Source organism: Scytonema hofmannii PCC 7110, assembly GCF_000346485.2.
Classification (GTDB): domain Bacteria; phylum Cyanobacteriota; class Cyanobacteriia; order Cyanobacteriales; family Nostocaceae; genus Scytonema; species Scytonema hofmannii.
Genome location: NZ_KQ976354.1, coordinates 4,417,699 through 4,440,754 on the forward strand (window position 1 = coordinate 4,417,699; position 23,056 = coordinate 4,440,754).

Annotated in this window: 22 protein-coding genes; 10 read left to right on the forward strand and 12 right to left on the reverse strand. The window is 41.4% G+C overall.

Annotated features, from left to right (window positions below; genetic code table 11):
- Positions 1-56 precede the first annotated feature (56 nt).
- Positions 57-968 (forward strand): indole-3-glycerol phosphate synthase TrpC, encoded by a 912-nt coding sequence (trpC, locus tag WA1_RS18140; protein ID WP_017746361.1) that lies wholly within the window; start codon positions 57-59, stop codon positions 966-968.
- A gap of 170 nt (positions 969-1,138) precedes the next feature.
- Positions 1,139-1,390: a DUF5340 domain-containing protein gene (locus tag WA1_RS18145; protein ID WP_017746362.1), complete on the forward strand. Its 252-nt coding sequence runs from the start codon at positions 1,139-1,141 to the stop codon at positions 1,388-1,390.
- A gap of 633 nt (positions 1,391-2,023) precedes the next feature.
- Here the strand turns inward: WA1_RS18145 and WA1_RS18150 are convergent.
- From WA1_RS18150 to petM, 6 genes are all read right to left on the reverse strand, one after another.
- Positions 2,024-2,215, reverse strand: a complete 192-nt coding sequence (locus tag WA1_RS18150; protein WP_051077087.1) for a DUF2949 domain-containing protein — start codon at positions 2,213-2,215, stop codon at positions 2,024-2,026.
- 749 nt (positions 2,216-2,964) lie between these two features.
- Positions 2,965-3,522 (reverse strand): DUF192 domain-containing protein, encoded by a 558-nt coding sequence (locus tag WA1_RS18155; protein WP_026134991.1) that lies wholly within the window; start codon positions 3,520-3,522, stop codon positions 2,965-2,967.
- A gap of 55 nt (positions 3,523-3,577) precedes the next feature.
- Positions 3,578-4,264, reverse strand: coding sequence for a response regulator transcription factor NblR (nblR, locus tag WA1_RS18160; protein ID WP_017746365.1), 687 nt, complete (start codon positions 4,262-4,264; stop codon positions 3,578-3,580).
- A 187-nt stretch (positions 4,265-4,451) separates the two neighbouring features.
- Entirely contained in the window at positions 4,452-5,369 is a 918-nt protein-coding gene (locus tag WA1_RS18165) for an NAD(+) kinase (RefSeq protein ID WP_017746366.1), read from the reverse strand.
- 125 nt (positions 5,370-5,494) lie between these two features.
- Complete coding sequence (locus WA1_RS18170; protein ID WP_017746367.1) at positions 5,495-6,484, reverse strand: SDR family oxidoreductase; 990 nt, start codon at positions 6,482-6,484, stop codon at positions 5,495-5,497.
- 148 nt (positions 6,485-6,632) lie between these two features.
- The gene (gene petM, locus WA1_RS18175) at positions 6,633-6,740 is read right to left on the reverse strand and encodes a cytochrome b6-f complex subunit PetM (RefSeq protein WP_009459657.1); all 108 of its coding nucleotides are present in this window, start codon (positions 6,738-6,740) and stop codon (positions 6,633-6,635) included.
- A gap of 184 nt (positions 6,741-6,924) precedes the next feature.
- Between petM and pdxA the strand changes: the two genes are divergently transcribed.
- From pdxA to WA1_RS18195, 4 genes are all read left to right on the forward strand, one after another.
- The gene (gene pdxA, locus WA1_RS18180; protein ID WP_017746368.1) at positions 6,925-7,965 is read left to right on the forward strand and encodes a 4-hydroxythreonine-4-phosphate dehydrogenase PdxA; all 1,041 of its coding nucleotides are present in this window, start codon (positions 6,925-6,927) and stop codon (positions 7,963-7,965) included.
- A gap of 173 nt (positions 7,966-8,138) precedes the next feature.
- Positions 8,139-8,669 carry a hypothetical protein gene (locus WA1_RS18185; protein WP_017746369.1) on the forward strand — a complete coding sequence of 177 codons (531 nt, stop codon included), beginning with the start codon at positions 8,139-8,141 and terminating at the stop codon, positions 8,667-8,669.
- 140 nt (positions 8,670-8,809) lie between these two features.
- Complete coding sequence (locus tag WA1_RS18190; protein ID WP_017746370.1) at positions 8,810-9,148, forward strand: type II toxin-antitoxin system RelE/ParE family toxin; 339 nt, start codon at positions 8,810-8,812, stop codon at positions 9,146-9,148.
- Positions 9,141-9,437, forward strand: coding sequence for a helix-turn-helix domain-containing transcriptional regulator (locus WA1_RS18195; RefSeq protein ID WP_017746371.1), 297 nt, complete (start codon positions 9,141-9,143; stop codon positions 9,435-9,437). Before WA1_RS18190 ends, WA1_RS18195 begins: the two co-directional genes overlap by 8 nt.
- A 5-nt stretch (positions 9,438-9,442) precedes the next feature.
- On the opposite strand, the gene WA1_RS18200 is transcribed toward WA1_RS18195, so the two are convergent.
- Positions 9,443-11,719 carry a hypothetical protein gene (locus WA1_RS18200; RefSeq protein WP_017746372.1) on the reverse strand — a complete coding sequence of 759 codons (2,277 nt, stop codon included), beginning with the start codon at positions 11,717-11,719 and terminating at the stop codon, positions 9,443-9,445.
- A gap of 244 nt (positions 11,720-11,963) precedes the next feature.
- Between WA1_RS18200 and WA1_RS18205 the strand changes: the two genes are divergently transcribed.
- Positions 11,964-12,413: a rhodanese-like domain-containing protein gene (locus tag WA1_RS18205; protein WP_017746373.1), complete on the forward strand. Its 450-nt coding sequence runs from the start codon at positions 11,964-11,966 to the stop codon at positions 12,411-12,413.
- A 249-nt stretch (positions 12,414-12,662) separates the two neighbouring features.
- Here the strand turns inward: WA1_RS18205 and WA1_RS18210 are convergent, their stop codons facing one another.
- The 3 genes from WA1_RS18210 to trpB all read right to left on the reverse strand — a co-directional run bounded on the left by WA1_RS18210 (position 12,663) and on the right by trpB (position 15,826).
- Positions 12,663-13,286, reverse strand: coding sequence for a ribonuclease H-like domain-containing protein (locus WA1_RS18210; protein WP_017746374.1), 624 nt, complete (start codon positions 13,284-13,286; stop codon positions 12,663-12,665).
- A 95-nt stretch (positions 13,287-13,381) separates the two neighbouring features.
- Positions 13,382-13,924, reverse strand: a complete 543-nt coding sequence (locus tag WA1_RS18215) for a CAP domain-containing protein (RefSeq protein WP_017746375.1) — start codon at positions 13,922-13,924, stop codon at positions 13,382-13,384.
- Between the two features lie 663 nt (positions 13,925-14,587).
- Entirely contained in the window at positions 14,588-15,826 is a 1,239-nt protein-coding gene (gene trpB, locus WA1_RS18220; protein WP_017746376.1) for a tryptophan synthase subunit beta, read from the reverse strand.
- A gap of 449 nt (positions 15,827-16,275) precedes the next feature.
- Between trpB and WA1_RS18225 the strand changes: the two genes are divergently transcribed.
- A complete protein-coding gene (locus tag WA1_RS18225; protein WP_017746377.1) occupies positions 16,276-16,623 on the forward strand; it encodes a translation initiation factor in 348 nt (115 codons plus the stop codon).
- A gap of 169 nt (positions 16,624-16,792) precedes the next feature.
- Complete coding sequence (locus WA1_RS18230) at positions 16,793-16,957, forward strand: YqaE/Pmp3 family membrane protein (RefSeq protein WP_017746378.1); 165 nt, start codon at positions 16,793-16,795, stop codon at positions 16,955-16,957.
- Between the two features lie 277 nt (positions 16,958-17,234).
- Here WA1_RS18230 and WA1_RS57020 read toward each other — a convergent pair whose 3' ends face one another.
- Complete coding sequence (locus WA1_RS57020; RefSeq protein WP_158516649.1) at positions 17,235-17,396, reverse strand: hypothetical protein; 162 nt, start codon at positions 17,394-17,396, stop codon at positions 17,235-17,237.
- Positions 17,397-19,099: 1,703 nt separating this feature from the next.
- Between WA1_RS57020 and WA1_RS18240 the strand changes: the two genes are divergently transcribed.
- A complete protein-coding gene (locus tag WA1_RS18240) occupies positions 19,100-19,321 on the forward strand; it encodes a helix-turn-helix domain-containing protein (protein WP_017746379.1) in 222 nt (73 codons plus the stop codon).
- Positions 19,322-19,356: 35 nt separating this feature from the next.
- Here the strand turns inward: WA1_RS18240 and nifJ are convergent, their stop codons facing one another.
- Positions 19,357-23,004, reverse strand: coding sequence for a pyruvate:ferredoxin (flavodoxin) oxidoreductase (gene nifJ, locus WA1_RS18245; protein ID WP_017746380.1), 3,648 nt, complete (start codon positions 23,002-23,004; stop codon positions 19,357-19,359).
- Positions 23,005-23,056 lie beyond the last annotated feature (52 nt).

The following is a 23,056-nucleotide window of genomic DNA, read 5'->3' on the forward strand; positions in this document are numbered from 1 at the left end:
ATAAATGACCAATGACCAATGACCAATGACCAATGACCAATGACCAATGACCAATTATGCAAATCCGTCGCCGTCGTCCTAATCCATCTGTGGCTGTTTCCATAATGCGGTATCAGGTTGCTGTGCCTGATGCTCAGCCAAACAATATCCTAGAGGAAATTGTTTGGCATAAAGAAGAAGAAGTTGATTTAATGCGGGAAAGGCTACCGCTACAAGAGTTACAGCGTCAAGTACTGGATGCGCCTCCAACTCGTGATTTTATCGCTGCACTGCGTCAAGCAAAAACACAGCCAGCACTGATTGCTGAGGTAAAAAAAGCTTCTCCCAGTAAAGGGGTTTTAAGGGAGAATTTTGATCCAGTGGAAATTGCTCTAAAGTATCAACAAAGCGGTGCGATCTGTATTTCGGTACTGACTGATGAAAAGTTTTTCTCTGGTAGCTTTGAGAACTTAATCAAGGTTCGTGCTAAAGTAAATATACCGTTGCTGTGCAAGGAGTTTATTATATACCCTTACCAAATGTACAGAGCGCGTGTTGCGGGTGCAGATGCAGTCTTGTTGATTGCAGCAATACTGAGCGATCGCGATTTACAATACTTCATCAAAATTGCCAAAACCCTAAAAATGGCAGCTTTGATTGAAGTTCATACTCTAGCAGAACTCGATCGCGTCTTAGCTCTTGATGGTGTGACCTTAGTAGGTATTAACAATCGCAATTTAGAAGATTTCTCCGTTAATTTGCAAACCACCTGCGAACTTATAGCCGCAAGGAGCAACTTATTACAAGAGCGTAATATTCTAGTTGTGAGTGAGTCAGGATTCCACACCCCAGAAGATTTAGCAATAGTAGAATGTGCAGGAGTCTCTGGTGTCCTGATTGGAGAGTCTCTCGTAAAACATCCAGATCCAGGGGAAGCCATTACCAATCTCTTCGCTAAATCTTCATCGCCTGCCAAATTAGGGCTTTAACCAAATCATTTTGGCTTATGTAACAATTTATTTAATGGCAAATCACCAAAAGGATAAAGAATAAAGGATACAGTAAGAAAGGTTTATGCCTCCCTATTCCTTCATCCTTTACACTTTATACTTTCTACTTCAGTAGACTTATCCAAAAATTGCAATCAAAAATTAACTACATGGAGCAAATTCCTCTGCCTTCACCTGTCCACTACGAACTTATACTGCAACTGCTAGAAAGGCAAACTCTCACAGCAGTCAGCAGCAACCCAACCCTAAGGAATCAGGTGAACCAGCTTATTATTAGTCTCAGAAAAGCCGTTGCACAACAAAAGCAATTAGAAGAAGCTTGTCAATCGTCCTTTATGGAAGTAGATCATCGTTGGTCGCTCAATCATCTTAAAACCGAACAAGTTGTTACCCCTGATTGATGAAAAACTTCCATAAATGGTTCTTACAGGGCGATTAACTTCGCCTTCACTAAAACAATTCGCAATTCGCAATTGATTTTTCTTATTGATTGCAATTTGCGAATTTGTAAATATTAACAGTGACCAGTGACCAGTGACCAGTGACCAGTGAGCGATTATTAATAAATAAAATCAATTTATTTTTCTTTATAAATAAATTTTGCATATTGTATCGTATATTTACAGCAGTTTTCATCTAAATGAACCACGCCGTTTGTAAGGGGCGCAATGCCTTGCACCCCTACGATTGTGGTCTATTTACCTGAAAATGGCTGTAGCTTGTCATTTGTTAAAATTTGACGATTTCTTACATTTCTTCATATAATAGTTTTTACCGCTGTATACTACTTACGCATCTTTGTTAACTAAAGAAATTTGTAATTATTTTTTGTTTTTTAATAATCTACTAACTACCAACTACCCACGACTAACTACCAACTAAACGAGAAAGCGGGCTGAATCATTCGCCCGCTTCTCAGATTTATTCTGTTTGACAAAGTGATAAAGTCCGCAATTTATCACATTATGAATCAGCCTTTGTAAAAGGCAGGGCAAATCCCGCATAGTAGATTATCCTCAACGACCTCATCATCACTATGCTGTTTCTAACCAGTCATATATTTGTTCTAACTGGTCGATGGTAATTAAGCCATACTGCCAAAGAATCATGGGTAAAGGACCCGGATCTTGCTCTCGATGACGAAGAGCAACTGCCATGCAGGCTGTTGAGATTGCTAAATCTTCCTGCAGAAAATGAATAAACCTAGAATATGTTGATGGTGACACCCTTATTGACCCCCTAAAATTTGCAATTGAAGTGTACTTAAGTATATCAAGTAAAAATTTTTCCGACACCGATGTGTTCTTAAATGCTAAATACGCATCGATAAACACTTGTATCGGTTTTCTGATGTTCTTGAAAAAGGCGGCTTATATTGACTCAAACTTTTGTGCCATTAGCTTTTGAGTTTTAAATAGCACAAATTCTTGTTCAATTTAGCTTTATCCTTTCTACCTCAGTACCCCAGTTCGCTACAACTGCACTAAGAAAGATTCCTTAGATAATACTCCCTTAGTGACTACACTTTACACTTACGTCAAAAGAAATATCTTTTATAGTATTAATTCCAAATAACTGAAAATTGGAGTGATTCTACGAACTTGTAAAATTATGTACTAAGTCATGGTGTAGCCAGTAAACCGAATTTCTTCGATTTATTACGGATTACTCCGTTTCATCGCTACTTGGCGAGCCAAACCCGTCATCTGAATTTAAGGACAGCATCGCTTACTGAAAAGTATTGTATCAAATACTAGTCCTATAAAAATTTTCTTTACATATACGTAATAGTTTTTTTACAAATGCTTCACAGAGAAATTCTAATACTACTCGGATAAGAGGAAATTAGAACCCCAGTCAATAAGTGCAAAAGCGGAGTTCTGACACCTCAATTATCGTAATCCCTTGCAGTACTGGGGACGCATTGCCTTGCGCCTCTACAAAATCCTTGTTTGGAAATCCCCGAGCAAAAAAATCATTTCATCGAAGCACCGGACTTAAGAAAGTCAATTTTGACACGAGATCCTTCTTTCAAACCAAGTTCTGATGCTCGCCCAGAACGTAGTTCAATAACTTGGTTAACTGGTGTTTCAGGACCGTAGGTAGGACAAGGAATGGTGTTACAGGGAGGAACAGAAACAGCAACGTATTTTACAACACCATCAAGTATAAAGACCATATCGAGAGGAACAGGTACATTCTTCATCCAAAAACTAGCTTGAAAAGCTGACGGAAATTGAAAGAGCATTCCGCGATCGTCAGGTAAAGCAGGTCGAAACATCAATCCCATTGCCTGCTCTTGGGGTGTCTGTGCTACTTCCAAATGAATCTTTGCACCATCAGGAACAATTGCAACAGCTGAAATTGGTAACTGTTGACCTGCATTGGTTGTAAGTGGTACTTTCTCCTGATTCATTGGTGCTTGAGTTTGAGAACTAGGAGTAGCTGTAGGAGAAACTGCTGATGTCTGAGTCGAACAACTCATCAGCAATACACTCAAAACTATTGATAGCACGCATAACCAATTTATCATAACAGCTTTTTTTAGTTGTTAGTTGTTAGTTGTTAGTGGTCACTGGTCACTGTTTCTACGATTCTCTCAACACGTAACCTACGCCCCTCACGGTTTGAATAAGTCGCTTTTGACCTTCATCTTCTATTTTCAACCGTAAGTAGCGAATATAAACTTCAATAACATTTGATTCGCCCATAAAGTCGTAACCCCAAACGTTTTCTAAAATTTGTTCGCGAGTTAATACTTCACGAGGATGTTCCATCATATACTTAAGAAGTTCAAATTCCTTCATCGTCAAGTCAATTGCTTTGCTGTTTAGCACGACACGACGAGTTGCTATATCTAAAACTAAATCTCCAAAACGCAATTGCTCGGTTGTATCGATATCTGGTTTTAAGTACAAGCGCACTAAGTTCAAAAAATCTTCCGATCTGTATGGCTTGAGAAAATAGTCATCTGCGCCTGCTTCCAAACATGCTACACGGTCGTCAACAGTATCCCGCGCCATCAATACTAACACAGGCGATCGAGCTCCAGTACTTCTAAAACTTTTACATAATGACAACCCAGACTCTCCTGCTAGCATTCTGTCAATCACAATCAAAGCAGGTTGACGTTCCCGACTATGTTGTATACCACTTATCCCATCATGAGCCACAAGCGGCTCATAACCTGCTTCTTTTAAATCAAAAGCAAGCTGATTGGCGAGGCTTTCGTCGCTTTCAATAACTAAAACACAAGGGTTATGAGCAACTGTCATATAGATTCTATACTTTATATTTTAGATTCAGTGAGAGGTGCAATTGTTTCTTAAAAATAAAAAATCCTGATTTAACAAGCTTTCTACCCTGTTGTAACACGTACAAGTATCAGCTATATAAATCAAGATCGTCAGTAAACTTAACGACTAATTTAAAATTTTACCCATAGGCCGTGACCAGTGACCATTACGGCAATTCTACAGACGTAGGTTTTGCTATGTGTGGTAAACCCCAACCTAATTTTTCTCGCAAAATTCTAAAAAATTCTGGGGACTGCAAGCGGATAAATCGGGCGCTGTATTGCGATCGCTCCAAATACACCCTATCCTCTGGAAGAACATAGCATCCACCATTCCCATCTACCACCATAACCAACCGAGGAGTATTGACTGGGTAGATATTAACAGGGTCGCTATCTGGAAAAACCAGCGATCTAGAGGCTAGAGAATGGGGACAAATGGGTACAAGTTGTAATACTGGTACACCAGGAGCTACTACAGGACCACCAGCACTTAAAGAATATGCTGTAGAACCAGTTGGTGTAGATATAATCACACCATCAGCTGCTATGTCAACTGGTGCGTGACGACCTATGGCGATTTCAAAATGGCACATAGAGGTCAATGGTTCTCTATGTAACACCATTTCATTTAAACACAGAGCTTCCCAGAGAGTAGCATCTCCGCGAAACACTTTGACGCTGAGCATTGCTCTCTCTTCAACTTCATATTGACCCGCCAAAAGTTGCTCTATCGCTTGGGGTAGCTGGTTGAGGTAAGCCTCTGTCAAAAACCCCATGTGACCCGTGTTTACCGTTAGTATCGGAATACCACAAGGAGCCACGAGACGGGACGCTGCTAGAACTGTACCATCACCACCCAACACCACGGCAAATCTCATTTCTGAGTCAAAGCCAGGAGGTGTTAGACCTTCAATCGGGGTGTGACATACGGGGCTTTCAGGGGTTGAATAGCCCAATATCCCACCGACACCACGTGTGATGCAAACATCCCAGCCTGCAGTGGTGAACTTTTCTTTTAATTCGACAGCGATTCGAACCGCTACCGGTTTAACATCATTGTATATAATGCCTGCTTTGGGCACACTCAAACATCCAATTCTTAGCGACTCGCTTTCTTTCAATCATCGTTACACATTTTGGACTATTTTGTCCTTATGTCATTTGTCCTTTGCCGTCAGTCAATCGTAGTTACACGATTGAACGAGGACTACTGACTGTTAACTTTTTTAAAGGGTGATTTTTTGGGTTTTTGTTTTTTAGTGTTGGTTTGTTCGTAATCTAATTCTTTAAGTTTTTTCATTATACGGCTGAAGTACTCTTGTAAGTAAGTTTCTAAAGTTGTGATTTCGTTTCGATCTAATCCAAAGATTGTGTAAACTTCATCCATAGGCGCAGTCAACGGCTTACCGCTTGCCAAAACCTCTGTAAAAGCTAGTCGATCTGCTACATTCCATCCCCACTGGAAGAACCGCAATGCACGGCGCATGGCGCGGAGTAAGTTAATTGGCATCCTCGTTATCCTAGCTTCTTTTCCAGCTAGACGTTCGCAAAGACTGATAATTTCCTCTGCACTCCAAGCACGAGTTCCGACGACAGGAAAAGCTTTTTTCTCTGTTTCTGGCACTTTCAAAGCTCGAACAGCAAATTTGGCAATATCCTGAGTATCCATGTAGGCAATGGGAGAAGATTCACCTGTCACCCAAACAGGTTGTCCTTCCAAGACAGGGATTCCATACTGACCGATTAAGCCTTGCATAAAACCAGCAAGGCGCAATATGGTGTAGTTCAAACCGGACTCAGCCAAAAACAGTTCCGTACACCGCTTAATTTCCATTAATGGCACTTCTGGGTACTTGTCAGCATTTAGTATGGAGAAAAAGATAAAACGCTCTACACCAGCAGCGCGGGAAGCTTGGATTAGAGAGACTTTACCTTCCCAATCTACCTGTTTGATACTGAGCGAATCTGTAGGACGAGATGTAGACGCATCAATCACTGCGGTTACACCCTCAAGTGCTGGTTTCAGCGTTTCAGGGTAAGACAGGGAACCAGGTACTAGCTCTGCTCCCCACTCTTTAAGAAATGCGGCTTTCTTAGCACTCCGGACAAGACAACGGACTTTATAACCCTCGTCGATCGCACGACGAGCAACTTGCCTTCCCAAGGTGCCAGTGGCACCAACTATTAATAATGTCATGAGAGTTTGTAACAAAAATTATTATAGAATATTATCAGAATAACTCATGTCTACAAAAATTTACACAAGAAAGCATTAAGGATAAAAAGTCAGTACTTTAAACAACGAAGCTGCGTTTCATCCTTAATACTTTATACTTTTGAGGCGGTTACTCTTCTTCTGCCCCTTGGATTTTTAGCAACAATGTACCTAAAGCCCAGCCTACAAAGATCAAACCGAAAGACAGTAGAGCTGCATTAAACATTTCGCCGCCCATAATCTCAAATCTCCTTTGCAAAGTATTTCATTAAGTTAAGTCTACCAGATGCTTGAAAGCACTCCTGTAGTATTAGACTTAGGTTAATAATTGTGAAGGGGAATGAGGAATAGGGAATAGGGAATGGGTAAGAAACAGCCCCCACTCCCCACTCCCCACCCCCCACTCCCTACTCCCCTACATTATGCGTAAATTACGTTTGGCAGTAACATTAGGAGATCCAGCCGGAATCGGTCCGGAAGTTATTCTAAAAGCTTTAGCAGACCCAGCTGTCAGGGAAAATTGCGATGTCACGGTGGTTGGTAGTCAAGAATTAATAGTAAAATTTTATACTATTTTTAACAAAACGGCTAATTCAGAACCATTGGTAAATCCAGAAAAACTTTCCGTTCTTGATGTAGCAGCAGCTTTGCCTTTTCAAGATAATATCGTTATCGGTCAGGGTAATGCAGCGAGTGGCTCGGCAAGTTTTGCTTACATGGAGGCAGCTATTAATTATACACTTGCAGGTCAATTTGATGCGATCGTGACAGGTCCAATAGCAAAATCAGCATGGAAAGCAGCAGGATACAATTACCCAGGTCAAACAGAACTTTTGGCAGAAAAGTCAGGTGCAAAACGTGTGGGTATGTTATTCGTAGCGCGATCGCCTCATACAAGCTGGTTACTTCGCACATTGCTAGTAACAACACATATCCCCCTCAGTCAAGTCCCTCAGGTGCTGACACCACAACTCATGACAGAAAAACTGGACTTGTTGGTAGAGTGTTTGGAAAAAGACTTTGGGTTAAAAAAAGCGAGAATTGCGATCGCAGGTTTAAACCCTCACAGTGGCGAACAGGGACAATTAGGACGGGAAGAACAAGAATGGTTAATACCTTGGATAGAACAAGAGCGTAAAAATCGCCCAAATTTACAAATAGACGGTCCGATTCCACCAGATACAATGTGGGTCAAACCCGGTCAAGCCTGGTACGGAAATAGCACAATCCAAAATCCTGCTGATGCTTACCTTGCTTTGTACCACGATCAAGGTTTAATTCCAGTAAAACTCATGGCATTCGATCGAGCCGTCAATACATCCATTGGTTTGCCTTTCATTCGGACATCCCCCGATCACGGTACTGCATTTGATATTGCAGGTAAAGGCATAGCTGATGCTACAAGTATGAAAGCAGCAATAGAACTTGCAGCGTTTCTCGTTAGTGAGCGACTAAAAGCTTAAGAACAAAGGGACTAATACTAAGTTTATAAAAGAATGCGACAGACCGTAGCGTGATATTTAGTCCAAGCAAAGCTTTCTCAATCCAAAATCCAAAATCTAAAATCAAAATCATAGCAACGAGAACCAGTAATGATACGATTGTCCACGGTGTCTTCTAGCCAAAAGGGGCAACGATGAGTAACAGAAGTAACCTCCTTCGTAACGTACTGATTGGTGCAGGTGTTGCAGCAGTTGGTGCCATTGGAACCAAAGCAGCAGTTGATTATTTTAAAAATCGCGGACAAGAAGAAGTTGTTGGTACGCGAGGTGGTGATGAAACTGATGCTGAACCAACCTCTCCAGAAGAAGTTGCTTTTGCAACAGTAGAACCAAGTTCGGTTCAAGATTTTCTGGATAAAAGCTTCGGCGACCCTGGTCGTTATGTTCCCACTCGCCCGCCAAAGATATTTGATTATCAGGGCAAACAATACATGGTGATTTGGGCGCGTGACAACAACCAAAACAAAAATCAGATGCTGGCTTTTGCTTACGTAGACCAAAATCGTAAAATGATTGCCAGTGTTGGGTATACCAATGACAAGACAGACTACAACCTTAATCTGGATGGTACACCTTTTGCAGTTGAAGTCAATGGTCAGCAACTGACATCGGGGCAATCAGAGACTGGCGGAACCGACGAAGTTGATTTTGTTCTGGCTGCTTAGTTAATAAAAATTAATATTCTCCCCGACTAATCTTGCGGTCTAGTCGGGGCTTCCAAAGATTGCTCTTCAAGCTTCTTCATTTCTGCGACGTGTATTAAAAACCAAAAGTTTACGAATTATATTCAAAGACTTAGTCAAGTATGGAAGTACAGCCAAGGGAGATTAGGACTTACCTTACAGAAGATGGGAGAAATCTATTTGATAACTGGTTAGATGCTTTACGAGACAGAAGAGCAAAAGCTAAAATTAGAGCAAGGCTTGACCGAGTTGAAGAAGGAAACTTAGGAGATTGTAAACCCGTAGGTGAAGGAGTTTTTGAACTGAGAATAGATTATGCTTCTGGGTATCGAATATATTTTGGGCAGGAAGAAACAACAATTATTATCCTCTTATGTGGTGGTGATAAAAGTACCCAGGTAAAAGATATTGAAAAAGCTCAAAAATACTGGAAAAACTATAGGAGTAGGAATGATGCCTAGAAGTACAAGCTATCATAAAAAACTAATTGAAGACCTTAAAAATTCATTAGAAGCTGCATCTTATATTGAAGTTGTTTTGGAAGAAGGCGATCCAAAAATGTTAAGAAAAGCTCTAAAAAATGTTATTGAAGCACAAGGTGGAATTCATAGACTGTCAGAACAAGCTCAGGAATGTTATGAGAAACTAGAGCGGACTTTATTGGAAAAAGAAGAAGTTGAATTTTACTGTTTCAACGCTTTATTAGATGCACTTGGTTTGCACTTAGCAGTTACAGTTAAATCAATATGAAACCATCATCGCTCTATGGTTGTTACATAATAAACATGGTGTTTAATAGCCTGTAGGCGATGAGTTTGCCAACTTTTACCCGTAGTTTCATCACGCACTACTGAACTACCAGGAAGCTTGAAATTAAAATTGTGGAAAGCCCAAAGAACTTGCTGACGAGCAGTACGGTACACAACACCCTGTTCATTAGGTAAAATCTCGCGGTTAATCATCAAGTCGTTAACTTTGTTAAATACCTTAAATAGTGAAATATGCCAAGTGTTCGGTTTATCGAAATCACCACGCACGCTGCCGTAATTAAAGCTGATTTGCTCGGTCTTGATATCCCAAAATACGTACCACATCATCCGGTAAGCCAAACCACGGAAAAATATGTCATTGGGATCGACTCCTGCTTTCTGTAAAGTTAGCGTATCGAAATCAGTCAGACAATCCATCCACAATGGCAAATAATTCAGCTTAGCTAGAAGACTAGGACCAGTGCGATGGACTCCGAATACGCCGATGTCTTCTCCACAGTAGCGGTAGCCAATTGTTTGCATTTCCGTCATCAATTTTAAGTGGGCATGGTACTGTGACAGAATTGTTGAGGGTGAATTTTTTGCTGGGCGATAAGTAAATAATTGTTGAGCATTACTTGTAGCATTTCTCAAACTAGTATCTGCAAGTTGGATAAAGTGGAATTTATCACTAGAGAGATTGGTTGAACTATCTAAGAAAATAGCTTCAAGCCCTATTTCATCATGTGCCTGCTTCCAACGCTTAAGCCAGTATTCGCGTATAACTGGATCTCGTAAATTGAGTACGGCGAAAACAGGCGTGTAGTGATCGGCTTCAATAGCATTGGAAGGGTTACGAACAAAAGGGTCTTGCGATCGCTCTATCGCTTCCATTATCGATCCTTCTTTCGGTAAATAGTCAAGGCGATTTTTTGCACCATTGCGCTCCCATTGCTTGAGACCAAAAGTTGATAAAGCTGTATTGCCCCACATCTGAACTATGGCACCACCAGCTTTTGTTTTATGACAAAAATTCCGCAAATTTTCTTCACCAACTGAATCTGCAACCTTCAGGTCAATAGTGCATGCCATATTACCGACCCCAAAGGTATTCATATTATTTTGGAAATGGTTTGCCAATGCAACCATTTTTACACCAGATTCTAGCAGTTTTGGCAATGCCACTTCGGTATATTGTTTGAAATTCGCATTATCCCATTGTTCAATCAGCCCATAGGTCGTTATTCGTTCGCGACGCATACCTATGTCAGTGTGTAGCGTTTCGTGTACTAATTCTCGTACTGCTTCATAAGCATTAGTTTGTCCAACACGGTCTAGTTCACCGGGTGCCCATAGTACCTCCATCGGTGAGGTAACCAATTCTTGACCCAAATCAGCGCAGTGTTGGTGCCAGTGAATAATTTCATCCACACCGTGCGGTTTTTCAAACAACGAACGGATATGACTGACTTTTGTTGCCCAAGTTACTAATGTATCGGATCGTCCTGATGTAAAGGTAAAGCCTTGTAAAGCTGTTTGCAGTGGTATAAATTGAAAGACGTTGGGATTTTTAGCAGACGGTAGATACCATTCGGTCGAGTAAAATTCCTCTACTGAATTAATCGGCGCAATAGAAGGTGCAAAAGAGTTACGCATCCAAAACTCATTACCCACTGCACGACCATCTAGTTCCCAAGTACCGCGATCGAGTATTTTATAAATAGGAATGCTTTGGCTTTGATAGCGATATTGATAACTTAAGCCTACGTATTTGCGATCGCCAATACTACGCGTGACCGGACGAATTTCCAACCATAAAACAGTATCAGTAGCTTTTTGAGGTTCAGCAGTCCAATCGGATGTGTTGTAACGGTTCCGAACAGTATGGAGCATCCACTCCATTAGACCACCTTCACGGTAATGCATGGACAATTTCAGCTGAACTAAAATACTTGTAATATTCTGTTGTGCGATCGTGTAATTGCAAAGAGTCACTGCGCTAGGATTACAAATTTCAACAAACATTGGTCTTCGTCCACTACGCAATAGGTTGTTTCCAGCCTTGATTTGACCGATGCCAAGAAATTCATCATTATGTGTGACTAGTTCTAGCGAAATACCATTGGCAAATGTAATAACTTGTCTAAATAAATTTGGTGTTTCTGGTGAGGACTTTGCAGGCGCAGCCACTGTCTGCCTTCCCCGATTCAAGATTCCTATTACACCGCCAAAAAATCCTGAAAGCGTTCCCAGCAAAAACTTACGGCGGTTAGCATCCTTCATTATTCCAACCTCTACTTTTAAGTATGAAGATTAACTGGTCACTGGTCACTGGTCACTGGTCACTGGTCACTGGTCGCTGTCTACCATTAGGCATAAATTTAGAATCTTCATTCTCAAGAAAGAGCAATTCAATCCATTTTATTGGATACATTTCTTGCAGTGCCTAAAATTCTTTGCAATTTCTTTTGTCAATTTACGCCTAAAGTCTTTTGCAAGGTAGTTCAAGACGTTACAGAGGATACTCATGACTAACAAACTAGTAGACAACATCATTCCACAACAGCCTCCTATCGACTCACAGTCTGATGTTCACGTTGTTAAGTCTCGCTTGGAATGGGGCGAACCTGCTTTTACAATTTTAGATGTGCGCGACCGCAATGCCTTCAATCAAGGACACATTATGGGTGCAATGCCCTTTCCACAAGATGAATTGGTAGATCGTGCAGGCTCCATAGCGAAAACTCGTGATATTTACGTTTACGGTGAAAACGACGAACAAACTGCTCAAGCGGCACAACAATTGAGAAGTGCTGGCTTTGTACATGTATCTGAACTCAAAGGCGGTTTGGCTGCATGGAAAGCAGTTGGTGGTCCTACTGAAGGAATTATCGAATCAAGAACTCCTGCTGGTGCAGATGACTACAACGTTGTAGCTCGTTTGAAAAATCACGCAGAAACCCAGCAAAAAGGTTAGTCATAAAAGTGACCGCTGACCAGTGACCGATGACCAGTGACCAGTGACCAGTGACCAGTGTTCCTTATGGGTTTGCTAGAAGATACATACCTGAAGGATGTTGGTTTTGTTTTAGGTAAACTTTGGGTATTTATACTATACACTTGGTCATTGGTTATTAGTCACCAGTCATTTTCAGAAGTCACTTAACTATACAGAAATAATTATGGTATTGAATGGTCACTGATTACTGGTCGCTGGTCACTGTATTCAGTGTTCAAACACATCCTTAAATTGCAATAAATCTAAGGAAACTATAGTGGGCAAACACTCAAAACACTCTAGAGCGACTTCATAACGCTCTTCACGTTTGAGCATATTAACTAGCTTTTGTCGCGCACTAATCAAGTAACGTACATCATTGGCAGCATAACTCAGTTGCGCTTGTGATAAATTGGCAGCATTTCCCCAATCAGAACTTTGAGCGCTTTTATCTAATTCCACTTGTTCCAACTCTTGCACCAAGTCCTTCAGACCGTGGCGTTGAGTATAAGTACGTGCTAACTTACTGGCTATCTTGGTACAAAAAATAGGTTGAATATAAATGCCTAAGTTGTAACGTATCGCCGCAAGATCGAAACGTGCAAAGTGGAATATTTTAACGACATTTGTCGCTTCCAACAATTGTTTTAAGTTCGGAGCCTCCGTTTGTCCTTTGGCAATACGGATTGCAGTGACTTTGCCCTCTTTGTTGCATAATTGGACAAGACACAAGCGATCGCGTTGTGGAAGTAGCCCCATGGTTTCAGTATCTACAGCAATTTCATCATTTTGTAGATAATGGGATAAAGTAACCTCAGTAAGGTCGCGATCGCAAACCTGAAAATCTTCCATGAATCAGAGCAGTTAGGTAAAATGATTATATATATGTTAGTAGTTAGTATGTCTTTTTTTAATTAACAACTAACAACTAACCACCAACAATTTACCTACTGCCGAACAAAAATCTGTGTCAGATATACTTCACCATCACTGTTAGTAGCGACACCAATGCCAGTCAAATTGTAATGTCCCTTAATGTTCTTCAGATGTGCGGGGCTTTTAAGCCAACTCGTCACAGCTTCTTTGACCGGATCGCTATATCCTTGGTTAAAAGCGAGATTTTCTGATGCGCTTCTGTAGCGAAGGGGAATAGCATCAACTCTTCTTTTAAACCCTTGGTGACTAAATGGGGCTTTGTGTCTAGCCATATTTTGACTGTGAATCCTAGCTTGTCGAATAATTCTTGAATTTAAAGTCAGCTTTCGCAAACCCTTAGAAACCCGATACCGATTAATTTGGTCAAAAACCGATTTTTCCAAATCAGTCGTTTTAAAGGTAGAGAATGATTTAACCTGGCGTAATGGAATTGATACCGACTTATTTTGGGTTGCTTTTTGTTTAGAAGAGTAACCCGCAAATAAACTCGTTGGTAATCCACTGGCAAGGACAAGCGTACTTAAAGCAATGCCAAAAGCAGTTTGTCGGAACATGGAGTGTTAAATAACGTATAAGTTTAAGAGACACAACCCTTGATTTTTGTTTCTTGCGATACCCGTATGGTTTCGGGTAATCGGCAAGTTAGGAAATATTTACATATTCAAAAAACTTCGTCAAGAGCAGCTTAATATAATTCAAGCTAACTTCCAAGATAAATATATCTAAAATCTTATCCGTCAATTATTGACAAAAAATATTTTTAATGGATTTGATAGTGCGATCGGCTATTACTAAGTAGCAGCTTTTTTGTTCAAAATTCTCCAAATATTACTAAAGTTGTTTAATTGTGTGTTAAAATTGAATATATTAAGTATCGATGCTTGCACCATCCCTACCCTGAAAAACCAGAGGATTGATTAGGGTCGAGACGTACAGGTTCGGTCACCAGGCTAATACTGGTCAAAAAGAGGCACAGACTAACTGTCTGTTATAGGGCAAGAAGACAGCAAACACCATCTTTTAAGAGGATTGGGAAGACCTTATAGTACCTAAGTACCCTAATATCAATCTAAAAACTAGCGTTAGAGTTAACCTACCTATTTATTCTCTTATGGATAAGTTTGATAAGGTTTTGTACATCGCCACAAATTACTGCTGCTGATTTGGTAAAGACTAGCCATGCTAGTCTCTACAGAATATTTCTATACCGATGCTCTTTATGCAGGATTGAAGTACTTAGCCACTGCTTGTACATCCTTATCACCGCGTCCCGAAGAGTTAATCACTATCTTGGGGCTACCCCTAAGCTGGGGACATAGGGTTTCTAAATAAGCAAAAGCATGGGCCGTTTCTAAAGCGGGAATAATTCCTTCCAAGCGCGAAAGTCTTTGGAAAGCGGCCAAAGCTTCTTCGTCAGTCACGCTGTAATATTCAGCACGCCCTAAATCCTTCAAGTAGCTGTGTTCCGGACCTACACCCGGATAATCTAATCCAGCACTAATCGAATGAGCCTCAACAACTTGCCCGTCGTCACTTTGTAAAAGGTAGCTCATAGCCCCGTGCAATACACCAATTCGTCCCTTTGTCAAGGTTGCTGCGTGTTTGTCAGTGTTAACTCCTTCTCCAGCGGCTTCTACACCAATTAACCGCACGGATGGCTCATCTACAAACTCGTGGAAGAGTCCCATTGCATTAGAACCACCTCCTACACAAGCGATCGCAATATCGGGCAAACCACCCCATTTTTCTAGTGCTTGAGCGCGAGTTTCTTGTCCAATCACCTTATGAAAATCACGTACAATCATGGGGTATGGATGAGGTCCTGCAACTGAACCCAAAATGTAGTGGGTTGTTTCCACATTTGTGACCCAATCGCGGATTGCTTCAGAAGTGGCATCTTTTAAGGTACCAGTTCCCGCAGACACGGGGCGAACTTCTGCTCCCATTAATCGCATTCTAAAAACATTCAAAGCTTGACGTTCCATGTCGTGAACGCCCATATAAATAATGCATTGTAACCCAAAACGAGCGCACACAGTAGCCGTTGCTACTCCGTGTTGTCCGGCACCCGTTTCAGCAATAATTCTCTGTTTGCCCATACGCTTTGCCAGCAAGGCCTGACCCAAAGCATTATTAATTTTGTGAGCACCAGTATGATTTAAATCCTCACGCTTTAAATAAATTTGGGGTCCAGTGCCATCTGGTTTTGCGTAATGTGCGGTCAGGCGTTCGGCAAAATATAATGGTGTTGCACGCCCTACATAATCTTGCAGCAACTGTTGCAACTCTGTCTGAAAAGTTGGGTCATTACGATACTGCTGATAAGCTGCTTCCAACTCAGAAAGAGCTGGCATCAACGTTTCAGGAACATACTTACCACCAAAGCGACCAAAGCGACCTAGTGCATCAGGCAGTTGAGTAGATGATTGAGAACCCGAAGGTAGGGAAGTAGTCATGTAACTAAATAGCCAAAAAGAAGGATTATTGTGAGTAATTTGGGGTGAATCGGACTAACCCGAACCCCAAATTACATTGCTCATTTGAGCGATCCCAAAAGGGGTATTGTTTGCCTCGACACAGCTTAAAGGCAAGGCAGATGGATTCCGGTGTTGCACTGTGTGACGCAGCCATGTTCCTTGTCCGACGCTTGAGACACAGCTTACTCATTAAGTCTTGACCTTTAAGCGGACTAAAACCCTTGCGGGTAACTTTGAAACTGGTTCACTCGTTGAGTCATGGCGGAGTCAGTAAGACGAATTACTCCGTTTTACTTTGGATTACTCCAGTTCACGTACTCCTCACGAACAAGCTAGAATTACGGAACGACCATAATTATACTAAGACTGCCGATCCAGTTTCTCTGAATACTCATTGCTGTTAGTGGTTCTTTACTAAAGTTAATCTTATGTCTTCATCAAATCGTAACAACCCTGAAAACCGCTTCGTCTATCAAGAGTTTGGCAATGGCAACTCTGCTACCTTTGAAAGAGCAACTCCCGACCTTCCACCAGAGAAGCAAAATGTGCGCGTACAAGCGACTCGGGCTGGACGTAAAGGGAAAACTGTGACTGTGATTACTGGCTTTCAAACAAATCAAGAAACTTTACAAGCTTTACTCAAGCAGTTAAAAACCCAGTGTGGTACGGGTGGCACTATGAAAGAAAATGAAATTGAAATTCAGGGCGACCACAAGCAGAAAATTCTTGAGCTTTTAATTAAGCTTGGTTACAAAGCCAAGATAAGTGGTGGCTAATTTGCTATGGGTATGTTAAACACAAAGGAATGTACGATAAGCACTAGCCATATCGCTGATTGAGTAAAGACGGTTTACCGCACTAGCTCGACCTGGTGGTTTTAGAAATAAATGCTATTGTTGATGAGTATACAAATCCTGCTCATTTTAATACTTACAGGAGGGAGCGATGGATTTAGTAAGAATACTTTGCGCTGTTTTTCTACCGCCTCTTGGAGTGTTCCTACAAGTGGGCATTGGTAAAGATTTTTGGATCAACTTGCTGCTTACTATTTTTGGATTTTATATTCTTGGACTTATTCATGCAATCTGGGTCATTGCTAGAAAAGATTAATTGACATTTTGACTTGTTCTAAATCACCTATTAGCCCGAACTGTATTTCAGGGCTAATTTTTTATTTTAGCGATCACTGGTCACTGGTCACTGGTCACTGGTCACTGGTCACTGGTCACTGGTCACTGGTCACTGTTTATTTTTTTTGTAAATTGTTACTGCAAATACTTTTTTTAAAAGCCTTTGATTACAGAATACTTCTATCTTCAGGGTTCGCTTGAACAATAAGCCAAGTATAACCTGCATCATATCGTCTAAACACTGAGTACGGCATGACTCAGGTAGAGCGATCAGGAAAAATTCTTCCAAAGCCGATATTAGCAACTTTTGTGCCTTCTGCCTTCTGCCGACCTGTATTAGTCAATACCGTCGATCGCTTGTTCCCCATTCGCGAAAGTTTTGCATTATACCACAATTTTGTCTTTTTGCATGTAGCCAATTTTTTAATTACGCAGGTTTTATTGTAGTCAGTTTTCCTATGACAGAAACTACGAAAGAAGCTTGTAATATCAGTGCAAATAGTCATATGCTGGTATAGGCTTGCAAAGTCACAAGACCACACAATTCTGACGCGTCGAAGGTCTTACGCCAAGTAAGTTAAGCAGTGCTAGCAATTAGGCTCTGTTTATTCCCAGTTGATGAAGTTATCAGAATATCTAGGTGGCTACCATCACTTTTTTCTCGCTCAACTGAATAATCGATGACCGACAATTAAATATACACTCCTTCAAGATCTGAAATTGCCAGACTTGAGGAATGAATTTGCCCACAAAGTGGCACTTTCCTTAGAGTTACCACGCATAGCAAAAGGAAATGTGATTATGTCAATGGTGAATAGTTCCATAATTCCTTTTAAAACTGTAAGTTTTGAAAAACCTGTAATTCCTAGTAGTAGCTTGAGTTTTAAACCTCTCACTGGTTGAACTATATACAATTTAAATAGTCATGTAACTAAATAGCCAAAAATGAGGATTATTTTGAGTAATTTGGGGTGAATCGGACTTAACCGCACCCCAAACTACACAATTCGCTCATTTGAGCGCTCCCTAAAGGGGTATTGTTTGCCTCGACACAGCTTAAAGGCTTGTCAATAGATTCCGGTGTTGCACTGTGTGACGCGGCCATGTTCCTTGTCCGACGCTTGAGACTGGCTAATCTCATTAAGTCTTCACCTTTAAGCCGACTGAAACCCAGAACGGTGAGACCAGCGCGCATGAGGCGGGGTTCCCGCGCACAAGCAACTGGCTATCCCGTTGGGGTAACCTTGAAACTAGTTCAAGGTTGAGTCATGGTGGAGTCAGTAAGTCGAATTACTGCGATTTACTCTGGATTACTCCAGTTCACTTACTCCTCTTGTGCCTGTCAACTCAACAGTTGAAGCTTTAATATTAGCGTCTAATCGTGGCTCAAGCTATAATCGCAACAAAATTATAGATTCTGGAAATTCTACCAATTAACATCTTGCACGTAGGGAGTGGGGAGTGGGGAGTGGGGGTATGAAATGTTCCTAACGTTGTTATGGGCGTAATTACCTCTGGCACTCTATGTGTAAAGCACACGCTTCCCAAACGCCCGTGGGGGTCTAGCTTGGAATGGGACAGAACCTCATGAGCGTTGTTACATAGCTCTATAGTGCCTGCAAAAAACCTTGCGATCGCAAGCTATCAGGGAATATCGATCCTTTTTCCTCACTCACATCTCCCTATTCAGAGATGATCGGTGAAGAGTCTGCATGGCTCAACGTCAGAGTGAAACGTCAAGTCAAGTAACTATGTCGTTTGAAGTTTGGCTCTTAAAGCTTTAAACTCCGGTTGCTCTACACAATTCCAGGTACAACTGTTACTAAGTCATAAGGATTGAGAACAACAAATTTCATCCATACTATGTATAATCTAGTACTCTTTTTTTGGAACGAATTTTTGTACTGCTTTTTCATCAACACTTTCACAATCAGCTTGAAGTCTATCCTTACAGCAAAAATTTGTTGTTAAAGATTCATGTTGGTATGAAAGCTTGATGTATCGTTATGCACGCAAAAAAAGGCAGTATCTCCCACCAACGAAAGTACTATTTATACTAATAAAATGGCTTAGTACTGAACATTGAAAGGACTGTAGTATTTTTTTGTTGCAGGTGATGAAAATGCTTTTACAAACAAACAAAAAACAGCCTATTGTTCCCACAGAGTCTAAGTCGCCTCTGCTCACACTTTCACAGGCTCAAGCGCTCTGTGGGCTTTCTCTACAAGCCCTACATGATGCAATTTTCGAGGGAAGACTACGAGCTAGGATGATTGGTGAAGATTGGAAAATTAGAAGTAGCGATTTAAAAGAATATATCTCTACCTTTAATAGAAATCGGTGACCAAGAATCAGTGACCAGTGACCAGTGGCTTTCATCTAGTCCTGATTTTTGCGTACTGCTAAATACTCGTACATTTGCCAGCGTGCATTTACCTCAGCTTGAGCCTCTTCTAGCAAGCGTTTGGCAAGAGCTGGTTTGTTTTTGGTGAGCATTTTGAAACGATTTTCTTGATACATCGACCCTTCCACCGACTGTTTAGGCGATCGCATATCCAATTGCAAGGGATTTTGACCCTGTTTTTGCAAATCGGGATTGTATCGATAAAGCAGCCAACGTCCTGATTCCACCAAGGCTTTTTGGTGATTCATGGCTGTTGCCATATCTATCCCGTGGGCTATGCAGTGGCTGTACGCAATAATCAATGATGGACCGTCATAAGCTTCTGCTTCTAAAAATGCTTTTAGGGTGTGTTCATCTTTCGCGCCAATCGCTACACTTGCTACGTAAACATTTCCATATGTCATAGCAATCAGCCCCAAGTCTTTTTTAGCCACAGGCTTACCACTAGAGGCAAACTTAGCAACTGCACCCTTTGGAGTGGCTTTAGAAGATTGTCCGCCCGTGTTTGAATAGACTTCCGTATCCATGACCAAGATATTGACATTGCGACCACTAGCAAGTACGTGATCGAGTCCGCCAAAGTCAATATCATATGCCCATCCATCACCGCCAACAATCCAAACACTTTTCTTTACTAAGTAATCAACTAGTGTTAAAAGCTGTTTGGCTTCGGCAATAGGGAAATCGGAGATGGAAGGATGTGTTTTAATTAATTGATGTAGCAAAGATTTGAGACGCTCGACTTGCTGCCGTTGTTGATAAATATTTGCTTCTGACTTTTGCTGTGCAGTTAAAAGAGATTGAACCAAATCATTAGGAATTAATGGTTCAACTTCTCCATTGCCGATCTCCCGTTTTGTATTTGCTAATTTTTTCAGCAGTTCGGTAGCAAATTCAGTCTGCTTATCCAAAGACAAACGAAAGCCAAAACCAAATTCAGCATTATCTTCAAATAAGCTATTCGACCAAGCGGGTCCTCTGCCTTCATTATTTGTTGTCCAAGGAGTTGTAGGTAAGTTCCCACCGTAGATTGAAGAACAACCCGTAGCGTTAGCGATCGCAGCTCGATCTCCAAACAATTGTGTTAGCAATTTTAAATACGGTGTTTCACCACAACCAGCACAGGCACCAGAAAATTCAAATAGCGGTTGTTGTAGTTGTTGTTGGCGAATTTGTGTGAGTTTAAGCTGTCGGCGATCAGGATTTGGCAAACTTAAAAAGAAGTGCCAGTTTTCCCGTTCTTGCTCCCGCAGAGGCAATTGTGGCTCCATGTTAATTGCCTTGCGTTCCGGTTGAAATTTATTTTTTGCAGGGCAAATATCTACACAAATCTGACACCCCGTACAATCTTCTGGAGCGACTTGAATTGTAAACTTTTGTTCGGCAAAATCTTTATCCTTAGCATTGGCAGATTTAAAATTCGTTGGAGCTTCATCCAATGCGTTTGCTTGGTAGATTTTACTCCGAATCGCTCCATGAGGGCAAACAATAACGCACTTACTACACTGCACGCAGATGCTGGAGTCCCAAACAGGAATTTCTTGTGCAACATTGCGCTTTTCCCACTTGGCAGTACCCGTGGGATAAGTACCATCAGGAGGAAGGGCGCTTACAGGCAGTTCATCACCCTGCCATAACATAATTTTACCTAAAACTTCCCGCACGAATTCGGGAGCAGCAATGGGGATTTTGGATTTTGGATTTTGGATTTTGGATTGGGAAAAATTTTCTTGTGTCTCTTGTCTCCCAGTCCCTACTTTGTGCAAGTTTTCTAAAGTCCGATCCACAGCCTCTAGGTTCGTCCGGACAACTTCCGCGCCTTTCTTCCCATAAGTCTTTTCGATCGCTTGCTTAATTTTGGCGATCGCTTCTTCTTGTGGCAAAACACCTGCTAGTGCAAAGAAACAGACTTGCATGATGGTGTTAATCCTTCCACCCATGCCACTTTCACGAGCTACCTTGTTCGCATTAATAACGTAAAACTTTAACTGCTTGCTAATAATTTGCTCTTGTATTTTTACTGGGAGATGTTCCCAAACAGTATAAGGATCGTGAGGGCTGTTAAGCAAAAATATTGCTCCTGGGGCAGCATTTTTTAGAATATCAATACGTTCTAAAAAAAACCATTGATGGCAACCAATAAAGTTGGCTTTGTCAATGAGGTAAGTTGAACGAATGGGTTGGGAACCGAAACGTAAATGTGAAACGGTGATAGACCCAGATTTCTTTGAGTCGTAGACAAAATACCCCTGAGCGTAGTTATCGGTCTCCTCACCAATAATCTTAATTGAGTTTTTATTTGCTCCTACCGTCCCATCAGACCCTAACCCGTAAAACATTGCTCGAACTACACTGTCTGGCTCAATAGAGAAGTTGGGGTCATGGGTGAGGGAGGTATGACTGATATCGTCATTAATACCTACAGTAAAGTGGTTTTTCGATGTAGTTTGGGCAAGATTCTCAAAAATTGCCCTCACCATTGCTGGAGTAAATTCTTTGGAAGAAAGACCGTAACGACCACTAATGACTTTAGGTAGGGGTGAAATCCTTCCACTACCTCTGGCGTCCCACATTTCGTGGAGGGCGGTCACTATATCTAAATATAAGGGTTCACCAACACTACCTGGTTCTTTTGTACGGTCAAGAACTGCGATCGCTTTCACAGTCGTAGGTAATACTTCTACAAACCGTTTGACATCAAAAGGACGATACAGTCTAACTTTAACAACACCAACTTTTTCACCACGAGCGTTAAGATAATCGACTGTCTCATGCACTGTTTCACAGCCAGAACCCATGAGGACGATAATCTGTTCGGCATTGGATACACCGTAGTATTCAAAAATTTGATAGTAGCGTCCCGTCAGTTCTCCAAATCGATCCATCACTCGTTGGACAATATCGGGACAGGCGCTGTAATAAGGGTTAATACTTTCGCGGGATTGGAAATAGATATCAGGGTTTTGAGCAGTTCCCCGTAATACGGGACGATCAGGAGTCAAAGCACGATAGCGATGGGCAAAGATTGATTCAATATCGATGAGGGCTTTTAAGTCGTTATCATTCAATAGCTGCACTTTTTGAATTTCATGCGAAGTCCGGAAGCCGTCAAAAAAGTGCATAAATGGGACTCGCGTCTGAAGGGTAGCAGCTTGTGCAATTAAAGCAAAGTCATGGCTTTCTTGTACTGACGCCGAGCATAGAAGGGCAAAACCAGTTGCACGAGCTGCCATGACATCACTATGATCGCCAAAAATTGACAGGGCGTGAGTTGCTAAAGAACGAGCAGCAACGTGAATTACTGCACTCGTTAATTCTCCTGCAATTTTATAAAGGTTGGGAATCATCAATAGCAATCCCTGCGATGATGTGAAAGTCGTTGTCAGGGAGCCTGTTTGTAATGCTCCATGAACAGCCGCCGCCGCACCACCTTCGCTTTGCATCTCAATCACGCTGGGAACAGTACCCCATAAGTTGGGGCGTCCTTCAGATGACCATGTATCAGCCCATTCTCCCATTGCAGAGGAGGGAGTAATGGGATAGATAGCAATCACTTCATTGATGCGGTAAGCAACACGGGCAACAGCTTCATTCCCGTCTATTGTTGCAAAGTTTGTGTTCATACTCCTCCTGTGAGATTGCTACCTTCTAAAATCTCCACATTTTTAGTATGCT

Bases quoted from the DNA above. Each gene is read 5' to 3' on its own strand.
- trpC (WP_017746361.1), top strand. From the start codon at position 57: ATGCAAATCCGTCGCCGTCGTCCTAATCCATCTGTGGCTGTTTCCATA.
- WA1_RS18145 (WP_017746362.1), top strand. From the start codon at position 1,139: ATGGAGCAAATTCCTCTGCCTTCACCTGTCCACTACGAACTTATACTG.
- WA1_RS18155 (WP_026134991.1), bottom strand. From the start codon at position 3,522: ATGATAAATTGGTTATGCGTGCTATCAATAGTTTTGAGTGTATTGCTG.
- nblR (WP_017746365.1), bottom strand. From the start codon at position 4,264: ATGACAGTTGCTCATAACCCTTGTGTTTTAGTTATTGAAAGCGACGAA.
- WA1_RS18170 (WP_017746367.1), bottom strand. From the start codon at position 6,484: ATGACATTATTAATAGTTGGTGCCACTGGCACCTTGGGAAGGCAAGTT.
- petM (WP_009459657.1), bottom strand. From the start codon at position 6,740: ATGGGCGGCGAAATGTTTAATGCAGCTCTACTGTCTTTCGGTTTGATC.
- pdxA (WP_017746368.1), top strand. From the start codon at position 6,925: ATGCGTAAATTACGTTTGGCAGTAACATTAGGAGATCCAGCCGGAATC.
- WA1_RS18185 (WP_017746369.1), top strand. From the start codon at position 8,139: ATGAGTAACAGAAGTAACCTCCTTCGTAACGTACTGATTGGTGCAGGT.
- WA1_RS18190 (WP_017746370.1), top strand. From the start codon at position 8,810: ATGGAAGTACAGCCAAGGGAGATTAGGACTTACCTTACAGAAGATGGG.
- WA1_RS18195 (WP_017746371.1), top strand. From the start codon at position 9,141: ATGCCTAGAAGTACAAGCTATCATAAAAAACTAATTGAAGACCTTAAA.
- WA1_RS18200 (WP_017746372.1), bottom strand. From the start codon at position 11,719: ATGAAGGATGCTAACCGCCGTAAGTTTTTGCTGGGAACGCTTTCAGGA.
- WA1_RS18205 (WP_017746373.1), top strand. From the start codon at position 11,964: ATGACTAACAAACTAGTAGACAACATCATTCCACAACAGCCTCCTATC.
- WA1_RS18210 (WP_017746374.1), bottom strand. From the start codon at position 13,286: ATGGAAGATTTTCAGGTTTGCGATCGCGACCTTACTGAGGTTACTTTA.
- WA1_RS18215 (WP_017746375.1), bottom strand. From the start codon at position 13,924: ATGTTCCGACAAACTGCTTTTGGCATTGCTTTAAGTACGCTTGTCCTT.
- trpB (WP_017746376.1), bottom strand. From the start codon at position 15,826: ATGACTACTTCCCTACCTTCGGGTTCTCAATCATCTACTCAACTGCCT.
- WA1_RS18225 (WP_017746377.1), top strand. From the start codon at position 16,276: ATGTCTTCATCAAATCGTAACAACCCTGAAAACCGCTTCGTCTATCAA.
- WA1_RS18230 (WP_017746378.1), top strand. From the start codon at position 16,793: ATGGATTTAGTAAGAATACTTTGCGCTGTTTTTCTACCGCCTCTTGGA.
- WA1_RS18240 (WP_017746379.1), top strand. From the start codon at position 19,100: ATGCTTTTACAAACAAACAAAAAACAGCCTATTGTTCCCACAGAGTCT.
- nifJ (WP_017746380.1), bottom strand. From the start codon at position 23,004: ATGAACACAAACTTTGCAACAATAGACGGGAATGAAGCTGTTGCCCGT.